This is a genomic window from Ruoffia sp. FAM 26255, assembly GCF_045528525.1.
Taxonomy (GTDB): Bacteria; Bacillota; Bacilli; order Lactobacillales; family Aerococcaceae; genus Ruoffia; species Ruoffia tabacinasalis.
In genome coordinates this window covers 1-12836 of record NZ_JBGQQX010000057.1, presented here as the reverse complement: position 1 = coordinate 12836, position 12836 = coordinate 1, and the positions used below count along the sequence as shown (strand labels likewise).

Genomic DNA, 12836 nt, shown 5'->3' with positions numbered 1-12836 from the left:
GCCAAGTGAATTCTCCTTTTAGTAATGTATGGTAACTTTATTATATAGGAATTCACTGGCTTTTGTGTACATACAAAAAAAGGTGTCAGTGAGATTTCTCTCACCAACACCAAAAATTCAAGAACCTTTTTTTGTGGCAAAATATTTTGTTTAAGTGAAAAAAATACTAAATGAATAAAATTAACTTATTACTTCTAGAAATAATAATTACTTTAGTATATTAAAAATAAACAGTTAACAATGTAGATGCAGCAAGTATTTATATGAAATTTTATGCAATAGATGACTCAAAACATTAAATAGAAACAATTTATAAAAAGAACTATAAAAAGAACTATAAAAAAACATTATAACAAACAAATTGGAATCATCTCATTTGATTATAATAAATGTTACAGGCGAATTTTGTACTACAACAGAATTTCCTTATTGAAACACATTTTCACTGAAAATATAACAACAAATAAAATTTTAAATTTCAATCGCCAGATTGAGAAAAGTTTCACAATTAGCTTAAAATCAAGTTTTGTAACCGATTTATAATGTTTTTAATACTTGCAATTATTTAGTAAGCGTGATAAATTAAAAGCAACTGAATAGTACAGTTTATTGTGCTTTGTATTATTCTAAATTATTTTAAGAGAGGAATGTGTAATAGCATGGCAAATAAAAAAGCTCCTGCAAAAATGGAAGATCTGCTAAGAGCAGATAACTTTGATTTTAGCACAGTTCAAATATTAGATAATGATGGAAAGGTAGTTAATGAGGAATTAATGCCTGAACTTTCAGACGAAGAATTAGTAACATTTATGGAAGATATGGTTTTCTACCGCGAGTGGTATAACCGTACTCAAGCATTAAGTCGTCAAGGACGTTTAGGATTCGTAGCTCCAACAACTGGACAAGAAGCTTCTCAATTAGGAACAATTGCGGCAACAACTGAAGATGACATTATCTTCCCAGGATACCGTGATCTACCTCAATTAATGCAACATGGATTACCAAGTTACAAAGCATACTTATGGTCTAAAGGACATGTTGAAGGAAGTACTTACCCTGAAGATTTCCGCGCTTACCCACCACAAATTATTATTGGTGCACAGTATGTTCAAACTGCTGGTGCAGCTTTAGGAATCAAGAAAAATGGTCGTAAAGCCGTAGCAATGACTTGGACAGGTGACGGTGGTTCATCTCAAGGTGATGTGTATGAAGGAATGAACTTTGCCGGAGCTTACAAAGCACCAGCAATCTTCGTAATTCAAAACAACGGTTGGGCTATCTCAACTCCACGTGAATTCCAAACTGCAGCACCAACATTAGCTCAAAAAGCTGTAGCAGCTGGTATCCCAGGTGTTCAAGTTGATGGTATGGATATTTTAGCGGTTTATGCTGTAACGAAAGCTGCGCGTGAATATGCGATTGCAGGAAACGGACCAGTATTAATCGAAACATTATGTTACCGTTTCGGACCTCACTCACTATCAGGTGATGATCCAAAACGTTACCAACCAGAAGGTGCTCAAGACGAATGGCGTCAACGTGACCCATTAAACCGTTACCGTAAATTCTTAACTGAAAAAGGATTATGGACAGAAGAAAAAGAAAACGAAGTAGTTGAAAACACTAAAGAAGCTGCTAAAGAAGCAATTAAACAAGCAGAATCTACTCCTAAACAAAAAGTTTCGGACTTCTTGAAAAATATGTTTGAAACTCCTGACTATGTAACACAAGAACAAATTGAATACTACGAAGCAAAGGAGAATAAATAATCATGGCTCAAATGACATTGATTCAAGCGATCACAAACGCTTTAGAAATTGAACTAGGCAAAGATGACCGTACTTTAGTCTTCGGTGAAGACGTAGGAGCTAACGGTGGGGTATTCCGTGCCACAGAAGGTTTACAAGAAAAATTCGGAGAGGACCGTGTGTTTAATACACCATTAGCAGAGTCTGGTATTGGTGGTTTAGCTGTTGGTTTAACATTCGAAAATTTCCGTCCAATTATGGAAATCCAATTCTTCGGTTTCGTATTCGAAGTTATGGACTCAATCGTAGGACAAGCAGCGCGTACTCGTTACCGTACAGGTGGATCACGCACTATGCCAATTACAATCCGTTCACCATTTGGTGGGGGAGTTGCGACACCAGAAATGCACGCGGACTCATTAGAAGGTCTAATTGCACAATCTCCTGGTATTAAAGTAGTTATCCCATCTAACCCATATGATGCAAAAGGATTATTAATCTCTGCAATTCGTGATAATGACCCTGTTGTTTACTTAGAACATATGAAACTTTACCGTTCATTCCGTGAGGAAGTTCCAGAAGAAGAATATACAGTTCCTTTAGGAAAAGCAAACGTTGTTAAAGAAGGTACTGACGTATCTATCATTACTTATGGTGCAATGGTTCGTGAAGCTATCTCAGCAGCGGAAGCACTTGAAAAAGACGGCGTTTCAGCTGAAATCGTTGACTTACGTACTGTTCATCCATTAGATATCGAAACAATTGTTGCTTCAGCTGAAAAGACTGGACGTGTTGTCGTTGTTCAAGAAGCACAACGTCAAGCAGGTGTTGGTGAGAAAGTAATTTCTGAAATTTCACAACGCGCAATTCTTTCATTAAAAGCTCCAATTGGATTTGTAGCAGCTCCTAATACTGTCTTCTCATTCGGTATGGCAGAAAAAGACTGGTTACCAAATGCTGATGATATCGTAGCAAAAGTAAAAGAAGCTACTGATTTCTAATTATAAATACTTAGGGTAGTTCTGCTACCCTTTGGTTATTTGTTAAACATATCTGAAAACGAGAAAGGATGTAAACACCCAATGGCATTTAAATTTAAATTACCTGAATTAGGCGAAGGTATCGTTGAAGGTGAAGTTGTATCTTGGTTAGTTGCTGAAGGCGACCAAGTTCAAGAAGACGATATTTTAGTAGAAATTCAAAATGATAAAGCAGTAGAAGAATTACCTTCTCCAGTAAGTGGAACAGTTTCAAAAATCGTTGCACAAGAAGGTGAAGTAACAACAGTTGGTCAAGTACTAATCGAAATTGACGCACCTGGTTACGAAGATGAAGCTGAAGAAGAAGCGGCTCCAGCAGCTGCACCGGCAGCTCCAGCTCAAGAAGCACCAGCAGCTCAACCAGCAGCAGGTGGATCTAACTTCATGTTCCGTTTACCTGAATTAGGTGAAGGAATTATTGAAGGTGAAGTTGTATCTTGGTTAGTAGCTGAAGGCGATACAGTTGAAGAAGATCAAATTCTTGTAGAAATTCAAAACGATAAAGCAGTAGAAGAACTACCTTCACCATATGCTGGTAAAGTGGTTAAAATCCATGCACCAGAAGGAACTGTAGCTAACGTTGATGAAGTCTTAGTTGAAATTGATGCACCGGACTACGAAGGTTCAGGCGAAGATACTCAATCAACTCCAGCATCACCAACAGGTGAAGCAGGCGAAGATCCAGCACAACAACCTGCTGATTCTAACGCTCAACCAGCAGCATCTACAGGTACTGCAGGCGTAAACAGCGCAACAGGACGCGTTCTAGCAATGCCTTCTGTACGTAAATTAGCACGTGACAAAGGAATTGATATCACATCAGTAACGCCATCTGGTAAAGGTGGACGTGTTACAGCTGATGACGTGAATAACTTTGATCCAAATCAAACAACAGCTCAAGCTCCAGTGGCAGTAGCAGCACAAACTGAAACAGCTTCTGAAGTGAAAGCCGCACCAGCTAAAGCAGCACCAGCTAAAGCAGCAGAACCAGCTTCTGTACCAGTTTCAGAACGTCAAACTCGCGAACCTATGTCAGGTATGCGTAAAGCAATTGCTCGTGCAATGGTTAACTCTAAACATACAGCACCTCATGTTACATTACATGACGAAATTGAAGTTTCTAAATTATGGGATCACCGTAAGAAATTCAAAAATGTTGCTGCAGAACGCGATACTAAATTAACATTTTTACCATATGTTGTTAAAGCTTTAGTAGCAGCTGTTAAGAAATACCCAGTATTAAACGCATCGATTGATGACTCAACTAACGAAATAGTTTACAAAAACTACTTCAATATCGGAATTGCAACAGATACAGATCGAGGATTATTTGTACCAAATATTAAAGATGCTAACGCATTAAGCATGTTTGATATTGCTGACGCAATCACTGATTTATCAGGTAAAGCTCACGAAGGTAAATTATCTGCTTCTGAAATGGGAGATGGAACTGTTACAATCTCAAATATCGGTTCTGCAGGTGGTAAATGGTTCACACCAGTTATCAATTATCCAGAAGTAGCTATCTTAGGTTTCGGTTCAATTGTACAACAACCTGTTGTTAATGACGAAGGTGAATTAGCAGTTGGACGTGTTGTTAAATTGTCATTAAGTTTTGACCACCGTATCGTTGACGGTGCTACAGCACAACACGCTATGAACGAAATCAAACGTTACTTAGCAGATCCAGAATTATTGTTAATGGAAGGATAAGGTGAATAAATAAATGGTAGTTGGAGATTTCGCAGTTGAATTAGATACAGTTGTTATCGGTTCAGGCCCTGGTGGATATGTTGCAGCGATTCGTGCAGCACAACTAGGCCAAAAAGTTGCCATCATTGAACGTGAACATATTGGTGGAGTTTGTTTAAACGTAGGATGTATTCCTTCTAAAGCACTTATTAGTGCTGGACATGCATACCACAATGCACAAAACAGTGAAGTATTTGGTGTAACAACTAACGAAGTTAAATTAGACTTCAAACGCACACAAGAATGGAAAGACAATGAAGTTGTTTCAAAATTAACTGGTGGCGTTGGAATGTTACTTAAAAAGAATAAAGTTGAAATCATTAAGGGAGAAGCTTTCTTCCAAGATGATCATCATTTACGTGTTATTCATGAAGATGGAGCAGAAAGTTATTCATACAAAAATGCAATCATCGCAACAGGTTCTCGCCCAATTGAAATCCCAGGATTCAAATTTGGTGGACGTGTTATCGATTCAACTGGTGCTTTAAACTTAACTGAAGTACCTAAAAAATTAGTTGTTATCGGTGGTGGAGTGATTGGTTCAGAATTAGGTATGGCTTATGCTAACTTAGGTTCTGAAGTAACTATCCTTGAAGGTTCACCTCAATTATTACCATCGTTTGAAAAAGACATGGTAAGAGTTGTTGAGAAAGAAATGAAAAACCGTAATATGACTGTTCATACAGGCGCAATGGCTAAAGAAGCAGTTGATAACGGAGATTCAGTTACTGTTAAATTTGAAGTTAACGGTAAAGAAGAAGAAGTAAATGCTGATTACGTATTAGTATCAGTAGGACGTCGTCCAAACACTGACGAAATGGGCTTAGATTTAGCAGGCGTTAAGATGACTGATCGTGGTTTAATCGAAGTTGATAACCAAGGTCGTACTAACTTACCTAACATCTATGCAATTGGTGATATCGTTGCTGGTGCGGCATTAGCACATAAAGCTTCATACGAAGGTAAAGTTGCAGCAGCTGCAATCAGCGGTGAAGCTGACACTGTAGACTACGTTGCAATGCCAGCAGTAGCATTTACAGATCCAGAATTAGCTTCTGTAGGTCATACTGCAAAAACAGCTAAAGATGCTGGATTATCAGTTAAAGCATCTAAATTCCCATTCGGTGGTAACGGTCGTGCAATTTCATTAGACCAAACTGAAGGATTCGTTCGTTTAGTTACAACAACAGAAGATAATATTCTTGTTGGTGCTCAAGTAGTAGGACCAAACGCTTCTGAAGTACTAACTGAATTAATTGTCGCTGTAGAAGGTGGCTTAAATGCTGAAGATTTAGCGTTGACTATTCACTCTCACCCATCATTAGGTGAAGTTGTAATGGATACTGCTGAATTAGCATTAGGACAACCAATCCACATTTAATTTAATTTTTTAGAGAGTAAGTAAAAAACTTACTCTCTCTTTTTTTGTATATTTTTATGAACTATAACAACATGTGGGTGTATATAAAGTACAAAGGAACACTAAAAAACTTGAAATATTAAAAATAAATTGTTTTTATTATTTTTGTATGCATTTGATTTAATCAAGGTGGTAGCGCAATCATTATGAAATATATAAAAATAATCGCCCGAAAAAATTAAAATAAAAAATAAAATATTTTTTGTTAGTAAACTTAATACAAAAAAATAAATACTATAATGTAAAATATATTCAAGGTCAATATAGTACTACACAAAAAAACGCTGTGATTACTGACTAGTAAGTATTTGTGTTAATGTAATTTCAATGGTAAAATAAAAAATGTTGAATAAATATTTAACAACTTATTGTATTACGTGATACAAACTATAAAAAGTTTGTGCACAATATTTTAAAGAAAGAGGGGTCGCTTTTGAGTGAGACAAAATTAGTTAATATATTCGGTATTAATGTCGGGTTTAATACATTGATTGCAATGATTGCTACTTTGATTATTGTATTTATTCTATCTGTATTTTTCACACGTAAGCTGAAGGTTGAAAATCCTGGAAAGACACAAACTGTCTTTGAGTATTTAATATCATTTATTAATGGGATTGTTGAGGAATCATTTGGTAATCAAAGTCAACCTGTCTATGTCATGTTAGCTTTGACGTTATTTCTATTCGTTTTCGTATCAAATGTGCTTGGTTTACCATTTTTAGTGGAAGCACATGAGATTTCGTATTGGAAAAGTCCGACAGCTGATCCAATCGTCTGTATTGCATTAGCTCTTACAATGAATTTCATTTCGCATATTCTAGGGATCAAGAAATTTGGTTTTGGTGGATATTTCAAAAAGAATTACGCTACACCAAATGTAGCCGTACTTCCAATTAAAGCCGCAGATGAAATTATTTCAATTGCTACTTTGTCATTAAGGTTATTTGGGAATATCTTTGCAGGTGAGATACTACTCGCATTAATCGCTCAATTAGGTAACAGTTTCGGTTTAGTTACTTGGTTAGCTGGGATACCATTACAAGTGGTATGGCAAGGATTTTCATTATTCATTGGGGCATTACAAGCATATATCTTTGTAACGTTATCAATGGTTTATTTATCACATAAAGTTGTTACTGAACATTAAAATTTTAAAATATAAAGGAGACATATAATTATGAACGGAATTGGTGCTGCTATAGCGATTGCATTCGCTGCTTTAGGGTCTGCAATCGGGAACGGTATGGTTATTTCAAAAGCAATTGAGTCAATGGCTCGTCAACCAGAGATGGAAAGTAAAATTAGAGGGACAATGTTTATTGGTGTGGGTATGATTGAGGCTATCCCAATTATGGCTGCCGTTATTGCATTCATGTTATTATTCTTGTAAGAATTAACTACGGAAAATGGAGGGAATTAAATGCTTGAATCAATACTTCAAACAGGAGTAGGTCATTTTTTAATGACAATTGTATCCTTCGCTATTCTCCTATTTATCGTTTCTAAATTTGCTTGGGATCCCATATCAAAGATTTTACAAGAACGTGAAGAAATGATTGATAGTAATATTAACGATGCTAAATCAGCCAAAGAAGATGCTGAAGCAACTAAAGATGAAGCAAGGGAAATGTTAACTAACGCAAGAACTGAAGCCAATAAATTAGTACAAGATACAAAATGGCAAGTTTCAAAGATGAAAGCTGATCAAATCGATCGAGCGAAAGAAGAGATAGAAGAAATGCGTACACAAGCAGAATTATCTATCCAACGCGAACGTAGACAAATGCTTGAATCGATGGAAGATCAAATTGGTAAATTATCTATTGAAATTGCTGAACAAGTATTAAGACGTGAAGTGAATTCAGAAGATCACCAACAATTAATATCAGAATTAGTATTAGAAATGGATGCGAGTATAAATGAAAGTAGATAATGTAAATAATTCTCTCAATGAAGAACAATTATTACAACAACTTGCTTCATCTTCTATCAATAAAAAACGAATCATAGAAGCAAATGTGCAAGATGATTATCGTTCGAATGGAAAAGTGAGAATAACCAGTGCGCAACAATTAACTGATGATGAAAGAAAAACAGTCATTGATGCGGTGAGTCATGTCATTCCTTTCGACAATGATAAAGTCGATTTCCGTGTGGATCCATCGATGATTGCAGGAATCAGAGTACAAAGTACAACTTACTTTTACGATAACAGTTTAAAACGTAAATTAAATGATTTAAATGGTTATCTACACAAACAAATCAATATGAAATAGAGGTGAAATAATTGGAAACTGAAAAATTAACTACGCGTTTACGTCAACAAATTCAACAATTTGATGCATCGCATCACCTCGAAGAGATTGGAATCATTTCTTTCGTTGGGGATGGTATTGCCAGAGTAAATGGATTAGATAATGCCATGAACGGCGAGATGATTGAATTCGCTAACGGTACTATTGGTATGGTCCAAAACTTAGAAAAAGATGATATCGGTGTTATTATCCTTGGAGAATATGTTGATATTGATGAAGGTGATTTAGTTCGTCGGACGAATCGAGTGATGCAGGTTCCAGTAGGAGAAGCCCTATTAGGAAGAGTTGTCAATCCACTTGGAGAACCCTTAGATGGGAATGGACAAATTATCACTAAGAAAAACCGTCCGATTGAAGCAGAAGCACCAGCAATTATGGATAGAGAAAGTGTTGCTGAGCCAATGCAAACTGGGATTAAATCCATTGATACATTAGTTCCAGTTGGACGAGGACAACGTGAATTAATTATCGGAGACAGAAAGACTGGTAAGACAACTTTAGCGGTAGATACAATTATTAATCAAAAAGATGAAGATGTTATTTGTATTTATGTAGCGATTGGTCAAAAAGAATCTACTGTCAAAAACTTAGTGACAACATTGGAACACCACGGAGCAATGGATCATACGATTGTTGTTTCTGCAAGTGCTTCATCAATGTCAAGTTTATTATATTTAGCTCCATATGCTGCTACAGCTATGGGTGAAGAATTTATGTATAACGGACGTCACGTATTAATTATTTATGATGATTTATCAAAACAAGCAGCAGCTTATCGTGAGATGAGTTTATTACTTAAACGACCACCAGGACGTGAAGCATATCCCGGTGATGTATTCTACTTACACTCACGCTTATTAGAACGTTCAGCTAAATTGAATAAAGAAATGGGTGGCGGTTCAATGACTGCTTTACCGATTGTAGAAACACTTGCTGGAGATATATCCGCATATATTCCAACAAACGTTATTTCGATTACTGATGGACAGATTTTCTTAGATCAAAATCTATTCTTCTCTGGTGTAAGACCTGCGATTGATGCTGGATTATCAGTATCTCGTGTAGGGGGATCAGCACAATTGAAAGCAATGAAGAAAGTAGCAGGGACACTTCGCTTAAACTTAGCAAGTTACCGAGAACTCGAGGCATTCTCTCAATTCGGAGCAGACTTAGATGAGTCCACTCAAAGAAGATTAGATCAAGGTAAATTAACGGTTGAAGTATTAAAACAACCGGCATATTCACCAATACCCGTATCGAATCAAGTTATTATGTTATTCGCATTAACTCACGGATATTTAGAAAATATCCCTGTTGATCAAGTGAAATATTATGAAGAGCAATTATACTATTATGTCGAGACAACTCACTCAGACGTCTTGAAAGAAATTGTAGATACAGGTGATTTACCGGATCAAGAAAGATTAGACAATTTATTAAGTAACTTTGGAGAAATGTTCCGAACAATGCAAACAGTAGATTAATCGAGGTGATATATATTGGCATTAGAAGAAATTAGAAGACAAATTGATTCAATCAATAAGACATCTCAAATTACTAAAGCGATGAGTTTAGTATCTACGACAAAGTACAACCGAATTGTTAACATATCAAGTAATTATGAAATATATGCAACAAAAATTAGACAAACGGTTGCGAACTTAATGCGCCAAGTGGGTGATATTAGTAACGCTGGTTATGTTACGAATAGTGATTTAACAAGTATTGTCGATTTTCATGATTTATTGATTAATCGACCAGTTAAGAAATCAGGTTACTTAGTGATTACTTCGGACAAAGGATTAGCTGGAGGTTACAACTCAACGATATTGAAAGAATTTAAAGCATTATTGGACGAAAGAAATCAAGGTGCAGAAGATATCGTTGTGATGGCTGTCGGTGAAACTATTATGAAATTATGTCGAAAAGAAAATTTTCATGTTGCACACGAGTTGCATCATTTACCTGACTTTCCGACATTTACACAAGTTCAAAGTTTAATCCAAAAATGTGTTGAGTTATTTAAAAACGAGACTTTCGATGAATTATATCTAGTTTATAATCACTCAATTAACGCATTACAGAATGAATTTCGTTGTGAGCAATTATTACCTTTGTCAGATCTTCCAACTGAAGAAAAAGCAGATGTTGACTACGCTATTGAACCTGATGTTCCAGATGTGTTAGATATACTGCTTTCTCAATATGCAGAAAGTATGATTTATGGAACAATCTTAGATGCAAAAACAGCAGAGCAAGCAAGTCGTATGCAAGCAATGACTCAAGCAACGGATAATGCAAGTGATTTAATTAAGAATTTACAATATGTCTATAATCAACAAAGACAAAAACGCGTAACGAATGAAATCATCGAGATTACGAGTGGTGCGAATGCACAAAATTAAAGGAAAGAAGGCAAGATAACATGAGAATTGGAAAAGTAGAACAAGTTATCGGCCCAGTCGTCGATGTTCGATTTCCTAAAGACGATGGTGTCCCTCATATTCAGAATGCTTTAGTGATTATTCCAAATGTCACTGAAGAAACTGTAACCGAAGAGGATTTAAATCGTGATGATGTAACAGTCGTCGAAGTATCATTGGACTTAGGTGAAGGAACTGTTAGAACAATTGCTATGAATGCGACTGAAGGATTAAGTCGTGATATGGTAGTGGTTGATACAGGTTCAACTATCCAAGTTCCTGTTGGAAAAGAAGTTTTAGGACGAGTATTTAATGTGCTTGGTCAGACAATCGATCGCCGTGGTCCATTAGAAACTGGCTATGAGCTGAAAAGTATTTATAATGATGCTCCGAAGTATGAAGATTTAGAAAGTAACTTTGAAGTGTTAGAAACTGGGATTAAAGTTATCGATTTACTTGCACCTTATTTAAGAGGTGGGAAAGTCGGACTCTTTGGTGGTGCTGGGGTCGGTAAGACAGTACTTATTCAAGAATTAATCCACAATATCGCACAAGAACGGGACGGGATCTCCGTCTTTGCTGGTGTTGGAGAACGTTCTCGTGAAGGGAATGACTTAATTCAAGAGATGGCTGAGAGTGGTGTTGATAAGAATACTGCCTTAGTGTTTGGTCAAATGAATGAGCCACCTGGAGCCAGAATGAGAACTGTATTAACTGGTTTAACGATGGCAGAATATTTCAGAGATACAATGAAACAAGATGTACTACTATTCGTTGATAATATTTATCGTTTCACTCAAGCGGGTTCTGAGGTATCTGCACTATTAGGACGTATGCCGTCTGCTGTAGGTTACCAACCGACATTAGCAAGTGAAATGGGTGCAATGCAAGAACGTATTGCTTCTACAGTTGATGGTGCGATTACATCGATTCAAGCTGTATATGTGCCAGCGGATGACTATACTGACCCGGCGCCAGCAACTACGTTCGCCCATCTGGATTCAACAACAAACTTAGACCGTAAGTTAACGTCACAAGGTATTTATCCAGCGGTGAACCCATTAGAATCAACATCAATTGCTTTATCTGAAGATATCGTTGGGAATAGACATTATCATATCGCCACACAAGTTCAACAAACATTGCAAAGATATAATGAATTGCAAGATATTATCGCAATTCTTGGTATTGAAGAATTAAGTGATGAAGAGAAAGTGACAGTGACACGTGCACGTCGTATTCAATTATTCTTATCACAAAACTTCCATGTGGCTGAACAGTTTACTGGCGTTCCAGGTTCATTTGTAACCGTTGAGGAAACGTTAGATGGCTTTGAAGGTATCTTAGAAGGTAAATATGACTCTCTACCTGAAGAAGCGTTTAGAAACGTGGGTGCGATTAATCAAGTGATTGATAAAGCAGAAGAATTAGGTATTGATGTTTCCCAATATAAATAAATAATCCGATTCAGGAAGTGAGGTAAGTAACATTGGCTAAAAAACACGAACTATTACAAGTTAATATTTATGCTCCTGAAGGATTAATTTATACTCACTACTCACGAGGTGTTGTAGTGAAGACAACAGACGGAGAGATGACGATACTTCCCAATCATATTCCAGTGATCACTTCGTTAACTGTTGGTTCAATTAAAGTGAGCCGACGTGAGGAATCGATGGCGGATAACTATATTGCGATTAATGGTGGTATTCTCGAAATGCATGATAATGTCGTTGAAATTACTGCGACGTATGCGATTCGTTCTAGAGATATTGACGAAGGAAAAGCACTCATTGAGAAGCAACAAGCCGAGGCAGAATTAGAAACCGCCTTATCAAATAATGATACGGTTGCTCACCGTCGTGCTCGAATTGCTTTAAGTCGAGCAATTAATAAGATTAACGTTAGAGCAAAAAATATTTAAAAATATCCAGAACCTACTTTTTTAAGTAAGGTCTGGATATTTTTTTGTTTATTTTATTAATTTATGAAGGGGTTTATAAATTTGAGGTTCATGAATTTTTGATGTTGGTGGACCGAGGAGCCAGGTGACGCAGTCACCTTGGCTCTTTTTTTATTCCTATGTTTAAGTGTCTCTCTATGCAACGATAGTTTGTGTTGTGTTCTCATCTTTA

At 36.5% G+C, this 12836-nt stretch carries 12 protein-coding genes; all 12 read left to right on the top strand.

Annotated elements, in window-relative coordinates:
- Nucleotides 1–659: 659 nt before the first annotated feature.
- The 12 genes from pdhA to atpC all read left to right on the top strand — a co-directional run bounded on the left by pdhA (nucleotide 660) and on the right by atpC (nucleotide 12625).
- Nucleotides 660–1769, top strand: a complete 1110-nt coding sequence (gene pdhA, locus ACEN31_RS09640) for a pyruvate dehydrogenase (acetyl-transferring) E1 component subunit alpha (protein WP_138404055.1) — start codon at nucleotides 660–662, stop codon at nucleotides 1767–1769.
- Nucleotides 1770–1771: 2 nt separating this feature from the next.
- Nucleotides 1772–2749, top strand: a complete 978-nt coding sequence (locus ACEN31_RS09635) for an alpha-ketoacid dehydrogenase subunit beta (RefSeq protein WP_138404054.1) — start codon at nucleotides 1772–1774, stop codon at nucleotides 2747–2749.
- 81 nt (nucleotides 2750–2830) lie between these two features.
- Nucleotides 2831–4501: a 2-oxo acid dehydrogenase subunit E2 gene (locus tag ACEN31_RS09630; RefSeq protein WP_407109295.1), complete on the top strand. Its 1671-nt coding sequence runs from the start codon at nucleotides 2831–2833 to the stop codon at nucleotides 4499–4501.
- Nucleotides 4502–4514: 13 nt separating this feature from the next.
- The gene (gene lpdA, locus ACEN31_RS09625) at nucleotides 4515–5921 is read left to right on the top strand and encodes a dihydrolipoyl dehydrogenase (protein WP_407109294.1); all 1407 of its coding nucleotides are present in this window, start codon (nucleotides 4515–4517) and stop codon (nucleotides 5919–5921) included.
- A 472-nt stretch (nucleotides 5922–6393) separates the two neighbouring features.
- A complete protein-coding gene (gene atpB, locus ACEN31_RS09620) occupies nucleotides 6394–7110 on the top strand; it encodes a F0F1 ATP synthase subunit A (protein WP_407109293.1) in 717 nt (238 codons plus the stop codon).
- Nucleotides 7111–7140: 30 nt separating this feature from the next.
- Entirely contained in the window at nucleotides 7141–7353 is a 213-nt protein-coding gene (gene atpE / locus ACEN31_RS09615) for an ATP synthase F0 subunit C (protein ID WP_138404050.1), read from the top strand.
- 30 nt (nucleotides 7354–7383) lie between these two features.
- Nucleotides 7384–7896: a F0F1 ATP synthase subunit B gene (atpF, locus tag ACEN31_RS09610; RefSeq protein WP_138404049.1), complete on the top strand. Its 513-nt coding sequence runs from the start codon at nucleotides 7384–7386 to the stop codon at nucleotides 7894–7896.
- Complete coding sequence (locus tag ACEN31_RS09605) at nucleotides 7883–8239, top strand: F0F1 ATP synthase subunit delta (protein ID WP_407109292.1); 357 nt, start codon at nucleotides 7883–7885, stop codon at nucleotides 8237–8239. The genes atpF and ACEN31_RS09605 overlap by 14 nt, the downstream gene beginning before the upstream one ends.
- Nucleotides 8240–8250: 11 nt before the next feature.
- Nucleotides 8251–9762: a F0F1 ATP synthase subunit alpha gene (gene atpA / locus ACEN31_RS09600; RefSeq protein WP_407109291.1), complete on the top strand. Its 1512-nt coding sequence runs from the start codon at nucleotides 8251–8253 to the stop codon at nucleotides 9760–9762.
- A gap of 15 nt (nucleotides 9763–9777) precedes the next feature.
- Complete coding sequence (atpG, locus tag ACEN31_RS09595) at nucleotides 9778–10683, top strand: ATP synthase F1 subunit gamma (protein ID WP_407109290.1); 906 nt, start codon at nucleotides 9778–9780, stop codon at nucleotides 10681–10683.
- 20 nt (nucleotides 10684–10703) lie between these two features.
- On the top strand, nucleotides 10704–12158 hold the full coding sequence (atpD, locus tag ACEN31_RS09590; RefSeq protein WP_138404045.1) for a F0F1 ATP synthase subunit beta: 1455 nt from the start codon (nucleotides 10704–10706) through the stop codon (nucleotides 12156–12158).
- A 32-nt stretch (nucleotides 12159–12190) separates the two neighbouring features.
- On the top strand, nucleotides 12191–12625 hold the full coding sequence (gene atpC, locus ACEN31_RS09585; protein WP_138404044.1) for an ATP synthase F1 subunit epsilon: 435 nt from the start codon (nucleotides 12191–12193) through the stop codon (nucleotides 12623–12625).
- Nucleotides 12626–12836: the final 211 nt, after the last annotated feature.

Excerpts from the sequence above, each read along its gene's own strand:
- atpF (WP_138404049.1), top strand. The coding sequence starts at position 7,384 with ATGCTTGAATCAATACTTCAAACAGGAGTAGGTCATTTTTTAATGACA.
- atpD (WP_138404045.1), top strand. The coding sequence starts at position 10,704 with ATGAGAATTGGAAAAGTAGAACAAGTTATCGGCCCAGTCGTCGATGTT.
- ACEN31_RS09630 (WP_407109295.1), top strand. The coding sequence starts at position 2,831 with ATGGCATTTAAATTTAAATTACCTGAATTAGGCGAAGGTATCGTTGAA.
- ACEN31_RS09605 (WP_407109292.1), top strand. The coding sequence starts at position 7,883 with ATGAAAGTAGATAATGTAAATAATTCTCTCAATGAAGAACAATTATTA.
- ACEN31_RS09635 (WP_138404054.1), top strand. The coding sequence starts at position 1,772 with ATGGCTCAAATGACATTGATTCAAGCGATCACAAACGCTTTAGAAATT.
- atpE (WP_138404050.1), top strand. The coding sequence starts at position 7,141 with ATGAACGGAATTGGTGCTGCTATAGCGATTGCATTCGCTGCTTTAGGG.
- lpdA (WP_407109294.1), top strand. The coding sequence starts at position 4,515 with ATGGTAGTTGGAGATTTCGCAGTTGAATTAGATACAGTTGTTATCGGT.
- pdhA (WP_138404055.1), top strand. The coding sequence starts at position 660 with ATGGCAAATAAAAAAGCTCCTGCAAAAATGGAAGATCTGCTAAGAGCA.